The 17,570-nt window shown below is 41.1% G+C and carries 16 protein-coding genes; 4 read left to right on the forward strand and 12 right to left on the reverse strand.

What is annotated here, in order from left to right:
• Positions 1–65 precede the first annotated feature (65 nt).
• The gene (pyk, locus tag JIG41_RS09075; RefSeq protein WP_075593538.1) at positions 66–1,499 is read left to right on the forward strand and encodes a pyruvate kinase; all 1,434 of its coding nucleotides are present in this window, start codon (positions 66–68) and stop codon (positions 1,497–1,499) included.
• Between the two features lie 63 nt (positions 1,500–1,562).
• Here the strand turns inward: pyk and JIG41_RS09080 are convergent, their stop codons facing one another.
• The 10 genes from JIG41_RS09080 to thrS form a co-directional block, all read right to left on the reverse strand.
• Positions 1,563–2,387: a LytTR family DNA-binding domain-containing protein gene (locus JIG41_RS09080; protein WP_036968204.1), complete on the reverse strand. Its 825-nt coding sequence runs from the start codon at positions 2,385–2,387 to the stop codon at positions 1,563–1,565.
• Complete coding sequence (locus JIG41_RS09085) at positions 2,384–3,457, reverse strand: sensor histidine kinase (protein WP_036968201.1); 1,074 nt, start codon at positions 3,455–3,457, stop codon at positions 2,384–2,386. The genes JIG41_RS09080 and JIG41_RS09085 overlap by 4 nt, the downstream gene beginning before the upstream one ends.
• Before the next feature lie 155 nt (positions 3,458–3,612).
• Positions 3,613–5,169 (reverse strand): SulP family inorganic anion transporter, encoded by a 1,557-nt coding sequence (locus JIG41_RS09090; protein ID WP_036968200.1) that lies wholly within the window; start codon positions 5,167–5,169, stop codon positions 3,613–3,615.
• Positions 5,170–5,333: 164 nt separating this feature from the next.
• On the reverse strand, positions 5,334–5,792 hold the full coding sequence (locus JIG41_RS09095; protein WP_036968198.1) for an Lrp/AsnC family transcriptional regulator: 459 nt from the start codon (positions 5,790–5,792) through the stop codon (positions 5,334–5,336).
• A 97-nt stretch (positions 5,793–5,889) separates the two neighbouring features.
• The gene (locus JIG41_RS09100; protein WP_036968195.1) at positions 5,890–6,531 is read right to left on the reverse strand and encodes an MBL fold metallo-hydrolase; all 642 of its coding nucleotides are present in this window, start codon (positions 6,529–6,531) and stop codon (positions 5,890–5,892) included.
• A 5-nt stretch (positions 6,532–6,536) separates the two neighbouring features.
• Positions 6,537–8,327, reverse strand: coding sequence for a M14 family metallopeptidase (locus JIG41_RS09105; RefSeq protein WP_199524594.1), 1,791 nt, complete (start codon positions 8,325–8,327; stop codon positions 6,537–6,539).
• A 198-nt stretch (positions 8,328–8,525) separates the two neighbouring features.
• A complete protein-coding gene (gene rplT, locus JIG41_RS09110; RefSeq protein ID WP_036968189.1) occupies positions 8,526–8,885 on the reverse strand; it encodes a 50S ribosomal protein L20 in 360 nt (119 codons plus the stop codon).
• Between the two features lie 15 nt (positions 8,886–8,900).
• Positions 8,901–9,101, reverse strand: coding sequence for a 50S ribosomal protein L35 (gene rpmI / locus JIG41_RS09115; protein ID WP_004587840.1), 201 nt, complete (start codon positions 9,099–9,101; stop codon positions 8,901–8,903).
• Positions 9,102–9,307: 206 nt separating this feature from the next.
• Complete coding sequence (infC, locus tag JIG41_RS09120) at positions 9,308–9,871, reverse strand: translation initiation factor IF-3 (RefSeq protein WP_074989585.1); 564 nt, start codon at positions 9,869–9,871, stop codon at positions 9,308–9,310.
• Positions 9,872–9,928: 57 nt separating this feature from the next.
• A complete protein-coding gene (thrS, locus tag JIG41_RS09125; RefSeq protein ID WP_036968184.1) occupies positions 9,929–11,839 on the reverse strand; it encodes a threonine--tRNA ligase in 1,911 nt (636 codons plus the stop codon).
• A 257-nt stretch (positions 11,840–12,096) separates the two neighbouring features.
• Here thrS and JIG41_RS09130 point away from each other — a divergent pair, with 257 nt between their 5' ends.
• The 3 genes from JIG41_RS09130 (at position 12,097) to JIG41_RS09140 (ending at position 15,570) form a co-directional block, all read left to right on the forward strand.
• Positions 12,097–13,107, forward strand: a complete 1,011-nt coding sequence (locus tag JIG41_RS09130) for an endonuclease/exonuclease/phosphatase family protein (RefSeq protein WP_199524595.1) — start codon at positions 12,097–12,099, stop codon at positions 13,105–13,107.
• 64 nt (positions 13,108–13,171) lie between these two features.
• Positions 13,172–13,618, forward strand: a complete 447-nt coding sequence (locus JIG41_RS09135) for a DUF3010 family protein (protein ID WP_036968178.1) — start codon at positions 13,172–13,174, stop codon at positions 13,616–13,618.
• 236 nt (positions 13,619–13,854) lie between these two features.
• A complete protein-coding gene (locus JIG41_RS09140; RefSeq protein ID WP_199524596.1) occupies positions 13,855–15,570 on the forward strand; it encodes an AMP-binding protein in 1,716 nt (571 codons plus the stop codon).
• Positions 15,571–15,667: 97 nt separating this feature from the next.
• Here JIG41_RS09140 and JIG41_RS09145 read toward each other — a convergent pair whose 3' ends face one another.
• Together JIG41_RS09145 and gdhA are read right to left on the reverse strand one after the other, a co-directional pair.
• On the reverse strand, positions 15,668–16,021 hold the full coding sequence (locus JIG41_RS09145; RefSeq protein ID WP_074989583.1) for a DUF1428 domain-containing protein: 354 nt from the start codon (positions 16,019–16,021) through the stop codon (positions 15,668–15,670).
• A gap of 106 nt (positions 16,022–16,127) precedes the next feature.
• Positions 16,128–17,480 (reverse strand): NADP-specific glutamate dehydrogenase, encoded by a 1,353-nt coding sequence (gene gdhA, locus JIG41_RS09150; protein ID WP_199524597.1) that lies wholly within the window; start codon positions 17,478–17,480, stop codon positions 16,128–16,130.
• Positions 17,481–17,570 lie beyond the last annotated feature (90 nt).

The raw sequence follows: 17,570 nt of genomic DNA on the forward strand, positions 1-17,570 counted from the left end.
AGCACGACTTTTTAATAGTAAACCATCAATTCGCTTAACATCGATTAAGCGCACAGGAGAATTTGATGCTAAGACGCACAAAAATTGTTGCGACACTTGGACCGGCAACCGATCGCGATAACAACCTAGAAAAAATTATTCGTGCAGGTGCAAATGTTGTTCGTTTGAACTTCTCACATGGCGTTGCTCAAGATCACAAAGACCGTGCTCAAGCTGTACGCGATATAGCAAAGCGTTTAGGCAAGCACGTTGCAATACTTGCTGATTTACAAGGTCCTAAGATTCGCGTTTCTACATTTAAAGATGGCAAAGTAAACTTAGAAGTAGGTGCTAAATTTACGCTAGACGCAAAAATGGAAAAAGACCAAGGCGACGTAAACGCTGTGGGTATTGACTACAAAGAATTACCAAACGATGTAAAATCAGGTGATTTGCTACTGTTAAATGATGGCTTAATTCAACTTACTGTCGACTCTGTTGAAGGTGAATTAGTGCATACCACAGTCACTGTGGGTGGCGTGCTTTCGAACAATAAAGGCATCAACCGTTTAGGCGGTGGTCTAACGGCCCCTGCTTTCACCGAGAAAGACAAAGAAGATTTAATCACAGCAACCGAAATTGGTGTTGACTATATTGCGGTTTCTTTCCCACGCAGTGGTGATGACATGCGCTATGTACGTTCACTAGCCGAAGCAGCAGGTTCAAACGCGCAATTGTTAGCTAAAATTGAACGTGCAGAAGCGGTTGAAACCGTTGAAGCAATTGATGATATCGTCCTAGCTTCTGATGCTGTAATGGTGGCGCGTGGTGATTTAGGTGTTGAAATTGGTGATGCTGCCCTTGTGGGTAAGCAAAAGCTTATTATTAGACGCGCTCGCTCATTAAACCGTACAGTAGTAACGGCAACGCAAATGATGGAATCAATGATCGATAACCCAATGCCAACACGTGCAGAAGTTATGGACGTTGCCAACGCAGTGCTTGATGGGACTGACGCTGTTATGTTATCAGCAGAAACAGCGGCAGGTGACTACCCAGAAGAGACTGTCGCAACCATGGCGCGTGTATGTTTAGGTGCCGAGTCACAAAAAGAAACGCACGTCTCTAAACACCGTTTAGATAGCCGTTTTTCTTCTAACGCTGAATCTATTGCACTTTCAGCCATGTATGCTGCTAACCACCTTGACTCAGTGAAAGCGATTATCACACTGACTGAATCTGGTAGCACGGCTAAACTTATGTCGCGTATCAGCTCTGGTTTACCTATTTATTCGCTGTCTCGTCATGCAAGTACATTAGGCCAAACAGCACTTTATCGTGGCGTTTACCCTGTATACTTTGACTCAACTAAATGTGAAAAAGACAACATGGTTCGTGATGCGTTAAACACGCTTGTTGAGCAAGGCTCTTTAGCCACAGGTGACACTGTAATATTAACTCACGGTGACGCTATGGAAACCATTGGTGCAACTAACACGATGAAAATTGTGACGGTTTAAAAACCAATATAACGAAAAAAGGCGCAAAATTAATTTTGCGCCTTTTTTGTTTAAAATAGCGTATCAGCTTGCCAGTGCTGCTTTTACTTTATCGCGATAACTGCGGCTTACTTTTAACTCTTGGCCATTATCGAGCACTAATAAGTACTCACCGCTGACTTGAGTAACAAGTTTGCTGATTTGTTTTGTATTAACAATCGCACTGCGATGTACTCGCACAAATAACTGGGGATCAAGCTCTTGCTCAAGCTCTTTCATTGTTTTGCGTAAGATATGTGTTTGCCCATCTTGGCAATGTAAACACATGTAATCACCAGCAGCGTCAACCCATTGAATAGTAACAACAGGCACACGGACTATTTCACCCTGCTCTTTTACAGCCAGTGACTCCGGATAACGACGGTCGGCTAAGCTATCACCTGTGGCCAGCTTTTTTAAAATCTCTTCGCAATTATTGCCTGTTATACCCGCGACAAAACTCGCTAGTTTTTTCTTATGGGCGTTATCTTGTTGCGTCTTTAAATAGGTATGCACTTTCTCTACCGCCTGTTTTAGTCTGTTGTCATCGACTGGTTTAAGAATATAATCCAATGCATGAATCTCGAATGCTTTTACAGCAAACTGATCAAACGCCGTTACAAATACAATTGCAGGTAAAGGGTTCACACTTTCGCTTAACGCACGTGCTACTTCAAAACCATTCATATTTGGCATTTGAATATCTAAAAAAACTAATTGGATGTTACCACTAAGGCATTCATCTATTGCCTCTTGACCATTGCTACATAAACGAATGACTTCTATGTCGTCAAACTCAGAGAGTCGAACCGCTAAGCCTTTCCTAGCTAATGGTTCATCATCAACGATCAAAGTTCTAATTTTGCTCATTTCTTAACAGCCTTTTCAAACGGAACACGCAGATTAACTTTTAATCCACTTGGCGAATTGTCAGAGAGTACAAACGAATAGTTGTTCTCATAAAGTGTTTTTAATCGGTCCTTTGTATTTGCTATGCCAACGCCTTGAGAATTAACCAGTTGACCATCTATTAACTCAGTACCAGGACCATTATCGCCTACTTCCAATAATAGTTCATTTGCAAAAACTTGTGCTTTAATATCAATCACTCCCCCCTCATTAAGCTGCGCTATCGCATACTTGATTGAGTTTTCAATAATGGGCTGGAGGATCAAACTCGGTACTAATGCCTCTTTCGCTTGCTCGCTAACATCAACATTGACCTGAAGACGCTCATCAAAACGTACTTTTTCAATCTCTAAATACAGCATGAGTGCGTGTATTTCTTGCTCTAGAGGCACCTTTTTAATGGGATCAGTATTGAGTGTGTAGCGTAAGAAGTCACTTAATTTAGAGACCATTAAATTCGCATCTTTATTCTCTTTCACCAAAATTAAGGTTGATATTGCATTCAGTGTATTAAATAAAAAGTGCGGATTAAGTTGGTAGCGCAGCATTTTTAACTGTGCTTCGTGCGCCATTGTTGTTGCTTTTAAGGCTTTTTGACGCTCACTTTGCAGTAGTTGGTAATACTTTATACCAAAATACAAACCACTCCAGCACAGAATAATATAGACAGAGTCTAATCCTTGCTGAAAATAATAAAACCATTCATTCGGCCGGTAACCGTGTCGATAAATTTCCCATAAGTTGAATTTTTGAACGACCGCCCATAACGTACCCGTGATATAGGATGCCCCAAACACAACCAGCATAAGAACCCATGGCGATGCATTCCAAACTTTGCGATACATATAACGCAGTGGTACTGTCATTAAACACCCTGCATAGGCGTTTAATACAATAACAAATACGTAAATATCACGCATTTCAAATACTTTTGAGCCGATATAATTCACCAACGCGTAGCCTATCCAGCCTGCTATTTGCAAAACCCAGAAGAAGCGTTGTCGATTATCAACTAATGATTGCCAATTCAAAATATCAAGTTACCTTTCGTCGTTATTTTTATTATACCGATAGTCACTCATGCAAAGCACTGCCACCTATCTTAATTTTTAATAGCCTTACCGCATTCTACAGGCATTAAAAAAGCGAAGACTTTGACGGCCTTCGCTTTTTAATCGGCAATTTATTACGCCAATTTATCAGAGGCTACTTTGTATTTAGGATCCTCAATCACGTTAACCTCGACAAGATCGCGTGCTTTATGAAGCAACTGAATACAATCTGGGCTTAAATGACGTAAATGTAATTTTTTACCCGCTTTAGCATACTTATCGGCTAAACTATCAATGGCTTCAATCGCACTGTGATCTGCCACTCGGCTATGTTTAAACTCAATAATGACGTCTTGGGGATCACTTTTTACATCGAATAATTCGGCAAAGTTTTTCACCGAGCCAAAAAACAGTGGGCCATGCAATTCATACACTTTTGAGCCTTCTTGGTCGATATAGTTACTTGTATAAATGTGTTTAGCATGCTGCCAAGCAAATACCAGTGCAGACACAATCACACCTACGCACACAGCAATAGCAAGGTCAGTGGCAACAGTCACACCAGACACTAATACAATCACAAATGCATCAGACTTAGGCACGCGCTTCATCATTTTAAAGCTTGCCCATTCAAATGTGCCCAGTACCACCATGAACATTACACCAACCAGTGCCGCCAGCGGGATCATTTCGATTAAGCCTGCTGCAAAAATAATGAATGCCAATAGGAGTAAGGCCGCGCTAATACCTGATAAACGTGAGCGACCACCCGAGTTAATGTTAATCATTGATTGGCCAATCATTGCACACCCGCCCATTGCACCAAAGAAACCACAGGTTACATTAGCAGCACCTTGACCAATACACTCTTTATTACTGTGGCCACGCGTTTCTGTAATTTCATCTATAAGCGTGAGTGTTAACAATGATTCAATTAAGCCAATTGCCGCTAGAATTAATGCATACGGAAAAATTATTTTTAACGTTTCAAGGGTAAATGGCACCATTGGAATATGGAATTGCGGCAGACCGCCTGCAATAGTTGCTTGCTCGTTACCCGTCATCCCTTTTAAGAAATCAAGCACAGTGCGTGCTTCAAGGTCAAAACCAATCACAATACCCGTGACTGTCACAATAGCAACTAATGATGAAGGTACCGCGGTAGTTAGCTTAGGTAAAAAGTGAATAATCGCCATTGTTAACGCGACTAAACCAAGCATTATGTAGAGCGCTTGACCTTCCATCCACTGTTGGCCGCCCATACCATCTGGCACTTTAAATTGACCTAGTTGGGCTAAGAAAATAACGATAGCAAGACCATTCACAAAGCCTAACATGACGGGGTGAGGTACCATGCGAATAAACTTACCAAGCTTAAATATACCTGCGAGGATCTGTAATATCCCCATCAATAATACCGTCGCAAATAGATATTCAACGCCATGGTCTAATACTAAACTTACCATTACGACGGCTAATGCGCCGGTTGCACCTGATATCATTCCAGGGCGACCACCAAAAATAGCCGTAATCAAACCAACAATAAATGCGGCATATAGGCCTACTAAAGGCTCTACATTAGCAACGAAAGCAAAAGCAACGGCTTCTGGCACCAATGCCAGTGCGACTGTCAGGCCTGATAATATATCGTTTTTAGCAGAGCTTGGCGCTTTGCTGAGTAAGTTAAACATTAAGATCCTCTTTCAAGTGTATGCATTTTGGCAAGGCGCAGAATTCTAGCAAAAACTGCCTACGTTAACAATCAGCAACAACCGTAAACACACAGACAACAAAACGGTTAGCACGCAAAAGCACTAACCGTTTGTCAATAAAAAGCTAAATGAAGAAGGTATAATTAAAGAGGTAAAGATGTACTTCGCTTCACACAAGTCATCGTCACATTTGAGTGTACTTCTTGCACAAACTCAAGATTTAGAAGGTTATCGCGAACAAACTGCTCATACCCTTCAATTCCTTTAGAAATAATGCGCAGCATAAAGTCCATAGTACCCGCCATGCTATAGCACTCGGTCACTTCGTCGTAGCTCATGATTAAACGTTCAAATTCAGCTAAGTTTGTTCTGCCATGATTTGATAAGCGAACATGTGCATAAACCAACATATCAAAGCCAAGCTTTTTCTCATCAAGTAAAGCAACTTTACCTTTGATATAACCATCTTGTTCAAGTTTAGCGATACGACGCCAACAAGGAGATTGAGATAAACCAACTTTATCGGCAATTTCTGCCGTTGATAAGCTAGCATCCTGCTGTAATAATGCCAAAATTTGGCGATCTACTTGGTTTAGAGACATTTTATTTCTTTTTCTTTAAAAATACTGAGTAAATTATATAACTGATTTGAATGTCAGTCTGCCTATTTTCTATTATTTATGCGAAAAAAATGCAATTTTAGCCAAAGCGTCCACTAATAAATGGATTCGTTTTTCGCTCATGCCCTACGGTAGTGTTTGGACCATGACCAGGTAAAATGGCAACTTCATCTGCAAACGATAAAATTTCTGATTTAATTGATGCAAGCAGCTGCGCACTATCGCCTTTTGGAAAGTCTGTGCGCCCTACTGAACCTTGAAAAATAACATCTCCGACGATGACCTGCTGTGTCTCGTCATCATAAAAGACCACGTGCCCTGGCGTATGGCCTGGACAATGGCGCACCGATAACTGACTATTACCCACGCTAATCACATCGCCATGGTTTAACCACTGTGTTGGATAAAAAGGTGAAATGGGTGCAAATCCGAACATTTGAGCTTGCATTGGCAGTGAATCAAACCAAAACTTGTCGTCAATGTGTGGACCAATGATGTCAACATTAAACTTATCGGCAAGCTGTTTAGCCGCACCAACATGATCTAAATGACCATGGGTTAGATAAATTGCAATTAATTCACAACCAAGTGAGGCAAGCTGAGCGCATAATTTTTCAGCATCACCGCCAGGGTCAACTAATGCTGCTTTATTCGTCTGCTGGCAAATAATTATGCGGCAGTTTTGTGCAAACCCCGTCACAGGGACTGTAATGACTTTCATCGTTTTTATCCTTGTTCAGGTGTCTCAAACGTCATTAAAATTGGGTATTTTAAATACGCTTTATCATAAAATGGGGTACGCTCATAAAGCCAATTCAAACGCGCTTCTGGATCATTCGCAAATTGTTTATCTTCACGAATTTTCTGATCAAACTCTAACGCAAGGGCCGGTTTTTCTTTTAACATCTGTCGAGCATACGGCATGAGCGCGTAATTTTCCATGTACTCAGTACGTTGAAAAATGGTGTTAAACTCACCCCATGAAAAAAATGAATCAGGCGCTTCAGGGTGCAGCAAATGTGTTGCCAATTCTGAGTAGGGTTGCGCCGTTGAGACTTTATACCAGCCCTGTACATCTACTTGCACAGGGGCATAGTCAAATTTGGCATCTACACGAAAACGCCCTTCAAAGGGAGCTTTAGCAAATGTATAGTCGACTACGCTTGCCTGTGTCATCACTGCCGTTGGCGTGTTATCAACCTGTGTAACGTCGATACCGTGTAACTTAAGTTTTTTGATTATATTGCTATACGCAGGTGGAATGTAAAACGCACGAGGAACATGAACCGTTTTCTTAACGTCTTTTTGCCAAAAAATCGGCAATGACTCATAGTTTTTAGCTTCACCGAGGTATTTAACTTCAGCTTGCCCTGTAAGCGCGCTTTCACTGCGTGAATAGGCAATGCCTTTAAATGCGAGTGTGTCGGGTTGCTTTGCGTAACTTCGCTCAACAACAAGTTGTCTCGGTTTAAAATCGAGCTCTTTTTTTACAGCGGCATTTAATGCTTTATCGTTAGCTGCAAGCGCATCAATAGCGCCGTCGATAAACACATAAGTGCCTAACACACGCTGCTTGTAAGGTTTTAAAGAGTGATTTTCAACTAAAATACTAGGCAATGAACGTAAGTCACCCCACCCATTCGAATAACGAGGTGTCGCAACCCATCCTGCTAAGCCTTTTTTAAAATCGCGCTTGTCCATAACAAACACTAATGGCCCAGGTATGTGCCCTGCTTTTTCTAATTTGGCATCAATGACAGGTTTAAACAGGGTGTCTAGCGCTTCTGACACACTTGGTGACTCACTTGAGAACACAGGATTGTACCCATACGTGACATCGTATTGGTAATCAGCGCCATCTGTTACATGTACATCAATATAAAGATCGGGTTTGAATTGATTTATAACCTGCATAACCCCTTGTACTTCGGGGGTATCAAGCTTTGTATAATCACGATTTAAGTTTAAATTTAGACCGTTAGTTCTAAATCCCATTTCTGCTGGGCCGCGTTGATTTATACGGTTAAATTGGCTACTACGTTCGTGACCATCTACATTCAGAATTGGAATGAACAGTATGTTTACTTTACTTAAAATATCACGACGCTTTCCGGTCGCAATATCACGTAATAGCATAAACATGGCATCTTTACCGTCAATTTCCCCGCTGTGAATACCCGCTTGAACAAAGATAGTTGGTTTGGTATCTGCAACAAGTTGTGTTGGCTCAAACAACCCTTGCTCATTAGCAACAAGCATTTTTATTGCGCGGCCACTGCTACTTGTGGCAATCGTTTTTACTTTAAATTGAGTAGGATTAGCCGCAACGAGTCGATCTACAAAAGCCATTGTGTCTGCATAATTTGGCGATAAGGTGCCATCACTTAATTCAAAATCAGTCGTTAATGGCCCTTTTTCTTGCATTAAAGACACACTGTTACCTTGCCACGGTAACAAAGGAGGTAGGTGGCTGTCTAAAGTCACTACAGTAGATAAAAACACTAAACTGGCAAACATATCACTCTCAAGTGCGGTACTTATTCTATTAACGGGAATTATAACAACTAATTAGAATAGATTGCGTAAACTGCGGTGATTCAACAAAAAAATGGAGCAAATGACAGGACGTGATTATTTAAAGATTCACGGTTCAGGAGTTCTAAGATCAAAAAAAGGAGCACTAGGCTCCTTTTTAAACTGTATCAAAAGCGAAAATTAAGCCGCTAGGCCTTCTTTAGCTTTTGCAACAAGCGCTGCGAATGCAACTTGGTCGTAAACAGCGATATCTGCAAGGATCTTACGATCGATTTCTACAGATGTCTTTTTAAGACCATTGATAAAACGGCTGTATGAAAGACCGTTTTGACGAGCTGCTGCATTGATACGTGCAATCCAAAGTTGACGGAAAGTACGTTTCTTAGCACGACGGTCACGGTAAGCGTATTGACCCGCTTTAGTAACTGCCTGGAAAGCTACGCGGTAAACACGTGAACGTGCTCCGTAGTAGCCTTTAGCTTGTTTTAAAACTTTTTTGTGACGTGCACGTGCGATAACACCGCGTTTAACTCTTGCCATTTCTGAAGACTCCTATTAAGCGAATGGTAACATACGTGAAACTAGACCATGGTCATTCTTATGAACCATCATCTTAGGACGTAAGTGTAATTTACGCTTAGAAGTTTTCTTAGTCAGAATGTGACGAAGATGCGCTTGTTTACGCTTGAAACCGCCAGAAGCAGTTTTCTTGAAACGCTTAGCTGCGCCTCTGTGTGATTTTAGCTTGTAAGCCATTGCAATAACTCCAAATGTATTGCTCAACAATATGGCAAGCAGGCGAGAGATATAAATAGCTCTTCTTTCAAGGCCTAACTTACCGCCATTATCCGGTGAAAGCCCAGTACTAATGCACTGCAACTTTACTTAAACCGGTTATTTCAGGTGAACAGCAAGCTGTTACTTGATGACCTGAGATAAATTCGGTGCGTATTATCGCTTGTTTATTGCTTTTTAGCAATAGGTGCCATCATCATAACCATTTGGCGACCTTCAACACGATTTGGGAAAGATTCAACTTGTGAAACATCTTCCAAATCAGCTTTAACACGATTTAATAATTCAATACCAATTTCTTGGTGAGCCATTTCACGACCACGGAAACGAATAGTAATTTTAGCTTTATCACCCGCTTCTAAGAACTTACGCAAATTGCGAAGCTTAACCTGGTAATCACCTTCATCCGTGCCTGGACGGAATTTGATTTCTTTCACCTGGATTTGCTTTTGCTTTTTCTTTTGTTCTTTTAGTTCTTTGCTTTTCTCAAAGATGAACTTACCGTAGTCCATAACCTTACAAACAGGTGGCTCAGCATTAGGACTGATTTCTACAAGATCTACACCCGCATCATCAGCCATAGCTTGCGCCTCTTTTAATGACACGATGCCAGCTTGCTCGCCGTCAATGTCAATTAAACGAACTTCTTTAGCTGTAATATCTTCGTTGATACGATTTTTTTGAGCTGTTTGTTGCCCTTTCTTGCCGCCTCTAATGGTACGATCCTCCAAGAATATAAAATAAAAAGCGTGTAGTTGGCTGTTTGTTATGCCCTACACGCTCATGATTTATTGTCGATTTTTTATTTCGTCGCTAATTTTTGCAATGAAATCATCAACATTAAATTTGCCTAGGTCTTCACCTGTGCGAGTGCGTACTGCCACTTCTTGTTGTTCAACTTCTTTGTCGCCTACAACAAGTAAGTAAGGAATACGTTTTAACGTATGTTCACGGATTTTAAAGCCAATCTTCTCATTTCTCAAGTCAGCAGCGGCTCTAATTCCAAGTTTATTTAATTTTTGTACAATTTCTTGCACATAGTCAGCTTGTTTATCCGTGATATTCATGATCACCACTTGCTTAGGTGCAAGCCATGTCGGGAACAATCCGGCGTATTCTTCGGTTAAAATACCAATGAAACGCTCAATCGAACCTAATATAGCACGGTGTATCATAACTGGTGTACGACGTTCGTTATTTTCTGCAACGTATGTCGCACCTAAACGACCTGGTAATGCAAAATCTAATTGCACTGTACCACATTGCCATGCACGGTCTAAACAATCATATAATGTAAATTCAATTTTCGGACCGTAAAACGCCCCTTCACCCGGTAAGTAATCAAACTCAATGTCGTTTACTTTCAGAGCTTCTGCTAACGCAAGCTCTGCTTTGTCCCACATTTCGTCTTCACCGATACGTTTTTCTGGGCGAGTAGACAGTTTTACAACGATCTTTTCAAAACCGAACGTTTCATACGTGTCGTAAACCATTTTGATACACGCTGATACTTCATCCATAATTTGGTCTTCAGTACAGAATATATGTGCATCATCTTGTGTAAAACCACGAACACGCATTAAGCCATGTAATGCACCTGATGGCTCATTACGATGACAACAACCAAACTCAGCCATACGCAATGGTAAGTCACGGTATGATTTTAGACCTTGGTTGAAAATTTGCACATGACCAGGACAGTTCATTGGTTTAATAGCATATTCACGCTTTTCAGATTCTGTGGTGAACATGGCATCTGCGTATTTATCCCAGTGCCCTGATTTTTCCCACAAAACTCGGTCCATCATTAATGGGCCTTTCACTTCTTCGTAATCGTACTCACGTAGTTTTTCACGAACGAAGTCTTCAAGCTCACGGTAAATGCTCCAGCCGTCATTATGCCAAAACACCATACCCGGCGCTTCTTCTTGCCAATGCCATAAATCAAGTGCTTTACCAATGCGACGGTGGTCACGTTTTTCAGCTTCTTCTAAACGTTTTAGATACGCTTTAAGTTGCTTTTTATCTGCCCATGCTGTGCCGTAAATACGTTGCAGCATTTTGTTTTCAGAATCACCGCGCCAATAAGCACCCGCCACTTTCATTATTTTAAAATGTTGGCAGAATTTCATATTTGGTACGTGTGGGCCACGACACATGTCAATGTATTCTTCGTGGTGGTATAAACCAGGGCGGTCATCTTTTGCGATATTCTCGTCTAAGATTTCCATTTTGTATGTTTCACCACGTGCTTCGAATGTATCACGCGCTTCTTGCCAGCTTACGGTCTTTTTAACCACATCGTAGTTTGTTTTTGCAAGTTCAAGCATGCGCTTTTCGATGGCGTCTAAATCGTCTTGACTTAATGAGTGATCCATATCGATATCGTAGTAAAAACCATTGTCGATCGTTGGACCAATTGCCATTTTCGCGTCAGGGAAAAGTTGCTTAACTGCGTGACCAATAAGGTGCGCACAAGAGTGACGGATGATTTCTAAACCGTCGTCATCCTTGGCAGTAATAATTTCTAAGCGCGCATCGTCGGTAATTAAGTCACATGCATCAACACGATTACCATTTACACGACCGGCTATGGTTGCTTTCGCTAAACCTGGGCCAATATCGCTGGCAACATCATATGTACTTACTGGGTTTTCAAAACTACGCTGACTGCCGTCAGGAAGGGTAATAACTGGCATTATAAATCCTTATACAGTGGTGATGCCTACAATGCATCACATGTAATTTTTTAAATAAATTTTGAGTAACTCTGCAACGCTTTTACGAATAAGCATTGCCATTTGGTGCCTAAAAGACGTGTATTTACTGAGTCTTCGCAAATACAAGCGCCCATTGTCGCCGCTAGAGTCCTCAAATACAAGTATTTAGGTCAGTAAATTGACAATTACTTAAGTCATTTCATACTTAACAGGTCAGTACTTTAACGGTGATCACGATGCCACACACGCATACGCTCAAGTTTGCTAGTTTGAATTTACTTAACTACACCGCTCCCCCTTATTCGTTTTACCAACAGCATGAACGCTATAACAACACGCAGTGGCAGCAAAAGCAGCAGTTTGTGCGTGATTTTCTGTTTGATTCGAAAGCCGATGTGGTCGCGTTTCAAGAGGTTTTTAGTGCTCACGCATTAGAAATACAGTGTAAAGAAGCCGGTTATGATTATTTTGAAACCGTCGACTCCCCTTCGCACGATGCGCTGTACCCTCAAGTGCTGTTTAATCCTATTGTTGCTATCGCCAGTAAATACCCTTTCACTTTTGTCGAACCTTTGACTCCCTGCCCAGAATTGCTTGAATACCTCAACAACCAAAGTGATTTTAAGTTTAATCGCACGCCTATAAAGTGTTTCTTGGACTTTCCTGAATTTGGTGAGGTGTGCTGTTATGTTGTGCATTTTAAATCACAACGTGTGCAATCTATGGCGCACATACTCAACATACATAACCTTGAAGATCCCTTATTGCAGTTGCTGCACCAAACAGTTGGCGCAATGCAATCGCAAATATCACGCTCATTAGAGGCGTCTATTGTTTATTACGATGCGTTAAAAACACAGCGTGAAAAACAATGTGCCACCTTGGTGATGGGCGATTTTAACGACGTGCTGACAAGCCCCACATTATCATTTATGACACAAGGCTTTCACCCGACTCGTTGCGAGCCCTGTATAGCAAATAATGAACCCGTCGTCGGCTTAACAGACGCCTACCTATTTTGCGCTGCTAGTGAGAACAACACAAAGCCGTTTAGCCACTATTATCACGGCAAGGGGAATGTGCTCGATTATATTTTGGTCTCTGCGCATTTTAATCCACAATGCGCACTATCAAAGGTCTCAAAGCTGGGATACGAAAGCTATGATGCGCATTTAAACCCCCACCAAGCAGTAGAAGATATTACAGTAAGTGACCATAGTTCGATTGCAATTAAAATTCATTTTTAAAGCAACTGTTTTTCAGGACGTTACTTGCTATAATTGCGCAAATTAAGTTATTTAGAGATTAACTATGAGAACATGCGGTGTAGAAATTACAGGTAGTGATGTACTACTGTGTATTTTAACGAAAGATAACGACGTGTTTGATATCCGTGATGTAAGACAAACTCGCTTCACGTTAGGCGATGGTAATGACACAGAAGTTATGCGCAAATTTCAGTTTGATTTTAGAAAACTGATGCAAGATTACCAAATTGATTCTGTTGCAATTAAAGAGCGTCAACCTAAAGGTAAATTTGCAGGCAGTGCTAAAGGTTTCAAAATGGAAACAGCCATTCAACTTATTGAAGAGTTAGATGTGCAAATTTTCAGCGCAACAACAATTAAAGAGCAGCTTAAACGCAATCCACTGCCTATAGAGTTTGAAGATACTGGACTGAAAAAGTTTCAAGAAAACGCGTTTATCAGTGCCTATGTGTACTTAATGCGAAAAACCTATAAACAAGATCAAGCGTAATTTATCTTGTTTAAAAAGAACGTGCTACGGCACGTTTTTTTATGCCTGCCAAAAACCATTCTTTTCTCTTAATTTAGCTGCAATCACTGTACATTAGTCTTATAAGACTTTTATTTGTCGACAATCTATGCTTAGTTAAAACTGTAAGCTGACACTAAATGAACACGCAGTGTATTCATTTTTGTTATTTTCGCATCAAGTCCATGACAACATTTTAATAGGACACGGAGAAAACAATGCAAGCAAAGAACATACATAATAACAGTCTCCCATTAACACAAAGCTATTTTAAAGGTCGCACTGACATTCCTCTCATAGAGCAAACCATTGGTCAGTACCTAGATAACATTGTCGACAATTACCCAGAACACCCCGCGATTGTTGTTAATCATCAAAATATCCGCCTTACGTATAAAGAATACCAGCAACAGATTAACCAACTTGCGATGGGCTTGCTGTCAATTGGCGTTAAACCCGGCGATCGTGTGGGTATTTGGTCACCCAATAACATTGAATGGTGTTTAACACAATTTGCCACGGCGAAAATAGGTGCCATTATGGTGTGTATTAACCCTGCCTACCGCCCAAGCGAGCTAAAATACGCATTAAACAGTGTCGAATGCTCAACACTCATCACCGCTGATGAGTTTAAATCGAGTAATTATATCGACATGCTAAATGAACTTGCACCTGAACTAAAAAATGCAAATGCAGGCAATTTAGATCTTAAAGCACTTCCCCATTTGAAAAATATCATTCGCATTGGCGAACGTCCTACAGCGGGAATGTATTGTTTTAGCGACATAATGCAACGTGCGACTGATGCACATAAACTTGAGCTTGATGCGATTAGTGCAACATTAAAAGCAGATCAAGATATCAATATTCAATTTACCTCGGGTACGACAGGAAACCCTAAAGGCGCAACGTTATCGCATAAAAACATTCTCAATAATGGTTTCTTAATGGCACAAGCCATGAAACTAACCCATCTTGATAAATTATGTATTCCAGTTCCGTTATATCATTGTTTTGGCATGGTACTGGGCAATTTAGTGTGTATTAGTAAAGGGGCTACTGCCGTTTTTCCGGGTGATTCCTTTGATCCGAAAACAACGTTAGATATTGTTGAAAAAGAACGCTGTACAGCACTTCATGGCGTACCCACTATGTTTATTGCCGAACTTGAACTAAAAAACTTTGCTGATTATGACTTATCAAGCCTGCGTACAGGTGTTATGGCTGGCTCCACATGCCCAGAGGAAGTCATGCGCAAAGTACAAACATTAATGCACATGAAAGAGGTGGTTATTGGTTATGGACAAACTGAATGCAGCCCGATTAACAATGTAACCGAAACCGATTCACCACTGGAAAAACAAGTGACAACAGTAGGACGAGCACTTGCCCATACCGAGGTGAAAATTATTGATGAACTTGGCGATATCCAAAAAATTGGTGTGCCCGGTGAAGTATGTAGCCGAGGTGCGGGTATTATGCGTTGTTACTGGAACGATGAAGAAAAAACCAATGCCACTATCGATGAACACGGCTGGTTACATTCTGGCGATTTAGGTGTGATGGACGAACACGGTTTTGTAGCGATTGTTGGTCGTATTAAAGATATGATCATTCGCGGCGGCGAAAACATTTACCCTCGTGAAATAGAGGAAGTACTATACACCTACCCAGGTATTCAGGATGCAGCGATTTTTGGCATCAGTGATGAAAAATATGGTGAAGAAGTGTGTGCGTGGATCCAACCAAAAGAGGATGCCGTACTTGATGAAGATGCCATTCGTGATTTTTTAAAAGACAAGCTGGCTTATTTTAAAGTGCCAAAGCACATTCGCTTTGTCGACGAATACCCGATGACAGTTACAGGCAAATTGCAAAAATTCAAAATGCGTGAACAGATGCAAGAACTACTCAACGAAAAGGCATTTTCGTAGTGTAGAAACAGTAAAGCTCAGCAAGGCTGAGCTTTACATAAATAGGCAATCAGACAGAAAAACTCAATGGGCTTAAACACGCCCACATACACGCTTCTTATTTGTCTAATATAATATCGAAACCACCATAAATCAAACGCTTACCATCAAATGGCATAGGGTTGTTTTCAGGACTCATACGTGAATCCTCCATTAGTTTCTGCCAGCCGCTATCGCGAACAGCTTTTGAAGGCCAGATGACCCATGAAAACACCACCGTTTCATTTTCATCCGCTTTTACAGCCATGGGAAATGAAGTGACTTCACCCTCGGGTACATCACTCCCCCAGGTTTCGACCACCTTTAACGCACCGTATTCTTTGAATATTTCGGCTGCAAATTCAGCATGGGCAAGGTATTTTTCTTTATTTACTGTGGGTACAGCAGCTACAAAACCGTCGGCATAAGACATAAGTTAACTCCTTTAATAAGCATGTTAAACATAGTCTAATTGCAAAAAAGTGGCTAGCTATATTCATTAACAGCGCATTCTTAACATTAATAAGCTGTTCTGTGAGTTAAACAACACCTTGCTTAAGCATCGCCTGAGCAACCCGTTCAAACCCTGCAATGTTTGCACCGAGCGACAGGTCGTCTTCACTTGAATAACGCTTTGCCGTTGCTGATACTCTATCAAAAATGTTTTTCATTACTTGTTGCAGATTTTCGTCAACCTGTTGTGGCCGCCATGTTTGTAAGCTTGCATTTTGCGCCATTTCAAATTGACTCGTTGCAACCCCACCAGCATTAGCAGCCTTGCTTGGACCTAAATATACATCGTGTTCTTGAAATATAGCGTGTGCCTCAGCGGTCGTTGGCATGTTTGCACCTTCACAGACAATTTTACAGCCATTATCGACAAGCGCTTGGGCATCTTTTTTAGTTATTTCATTTTGTGTGGCGCACGGTAATGCGATATCGCCGTTAAAGTGCCAAACTTGGTGACCGTCTTTTGGATACTGACTCACAGGGATATACTCTGCTTGTGGGTGCTCGTTCAAGTAATCACGCAGCGCAGCGCCCTGCTCTTTTTTTAAGTGTTTTATTAATTCAACGTCAAGGCCATCTTCACAATATAAGGTGCCTTTTGAGTCACTGCAGGTCAAAATAATCGCATCGAATTGTGACAGTTTTTCCATTAAATACAGCGCAACATTTCCAGCCCCTGACACCAAGCAACGTTTACCTTTTAGTGAATCATTTTTAGCATCAAGCATGGCACTAAGAAAATAGGCGATACCATAACCCGTTGCTTCGACTCTTAATGAAGAGCCCCCTAACAGAGTGGGCTTACCTGTAAGTACCCCATTATATTGGTTTGTAATCCGCTTGTACTGACCAAATAGATAGCCAATTTCTCGCTCCCCAACACCAATATCACCTGCAGGCACATCGGTTTGTGCACCAATATGTCGGTACAACTCTGTCATAAAAGAGTGACAAAAACGCATAATTTCATGATCACTCTTTCCTTTTGGATCAAAGTCAGCCCCTCCTTTTGCACCGCCTAAAGGAAGCCCTGTTAACGCATTTTTTAAAACTTGCTCAAAGCCTAAAAATTTGACCACGCTTAAATTAACACTCGGATGAAACCGTAATCCCCCTTTGTAAGGACCAAGAGAAGAGCTAAATTCGATTCTAAATCCCCGATTAACTTGCACGTTTCCTTTATCGTCTAACCAAGGCACACGAAACATTATCTGTCTTTCAGGCTCAACTAAACGCTCAACAATCGCATTATGTTGATACACGTCATTTTCTTTAAGAATTGGGGTTAATGAGGTAAGCACTTCTTCAACGGCTTGATGGAATTCCTGTTCGTGTGGGTTAGAATCCTTTACAGTTTGCAGCATATTTTCTAGATATTGCATGTCAGCTCCTTTTTCAAGCTATTGAAATGTCTCACTAGTTTTAAACTCACTGATGAGACAAATCGATCACTTTATAATAAAGACGTGTTA

Origin of the sequence: Pseudoalteromonas sp. bablab_jr011, assembly GCF_016464045.1 — a bacterium.
GTDB lineage: Bacteria > Pseudomonadota > Gammaproteobacteria > Enterobacterales > Alteromonadaceae > Pseudoalteromonas > Pseudoalteromonas lipolytica.

What these genes read in the sequence shown, in the direction of transcription:
- pyk (WP_075593538.1), top strand. Translation starts at nt 66, where the DNA reads ATGCTAAGACGCACAAAAATTGTTGCGACACTTGGACCGGCAACCGAT.
- JIG41_RS09080 (WP_036968204.1), bottom strand. Translation starts at nt 2,387, where the DNA reads ATGAGCAAAATTAGAACTTTGATCGTTGATGATGAACCATTAGCTAGG.
- JIG41_RS09090 (WP_036968200.1), bottom strand. Translation starts at nt 5,169, where the DNA reads ATGTTTAACTTACTCAGCAAAGCGCCAAGCTCTGCTAAAAACGATATA.
- JIG41_RS09095 (WP_036968198.1), bottom strand. Translation starts at nt 5,792, where the DNA reads ATGTCTCTAAACCAAGTAGATCGCCAAATTTTGGCATTATTACAGCAG.
- JIG41_RS09100 (WP_036968195.1), bottom strand. Translation starts at nt 6,531, where the DNA reads ATGAAAGTCATTACAGTCCCTGTGACGGGGTTTGCACAAAACTGCCGC.
- JIG41_RS09105 (WP_199524594.1), bottom strand. Translation starts at nt 8,327, where the DNA reads ATGTTTGCCAGTTTAGTGTTTTTATCTACTGTAGTGACTTTAGACAGC.
- rplT (WP_036968189.1), bottom strand. Translation starts at nt 8,885, where the DNA reads ATGGCAAGAGTTAAACGCGGTGTTATCGCACGTGCACGTCACAAAAAA.
- rpmI (WP_004587840.1), bottom strand. Translation starts at nt 9,101, where the DNA reads ATGGCTTACAAGCTAAAATCACACAGAGGCGCAGCTAAGCGTTTCAAG.
- thrS (WP_036968184.1), bottom strand. Translation starts at nt 11,839, where the DNA reads ATGCCAGTTATTACCCTTCCTGACGGCAGTCAGCGTAGTTTTGAAAAC.
- JIG41_RS09130 (WP_199524595.1), top strand. Translation starts at nt 12,097, where the DNA reads ATGCCACACACGCATACGCTCAAGTTTGCTAGTTTGAATTTACTTAAC.
- JIG41_RS09135 (WP_036968178.1), top strand. Translation starts at nt 13,172, where the DNA reads ATGAGAACATGCGGTGTAGAAATTACAGGTAGTGATGTACTACTGTGT.
- JIG41_RS09140 (WP_199524596.1), top strand. Translation starts at nt 13,855, where the DNA reads ATGCAAGCAAAGAACATACATAATAACAGTCTCCCATTAACACAAAGC.
- JIG41_RS09145 (WP_074989583.1), bottom strand. Translation starts at nt 16,021, where the DNA reads ATGTCTTATGCCGACGGTTTTGTAGCTGCTGTACCCACAGTAAATAAA.
- gdhA (WP_199524597.1), bottom strand. Translation starts at nt 17,480, where the DNA reads ATGCAATATCTAGAAAATATGCTGCAAACTGTAAAGGATTCTAACCCA.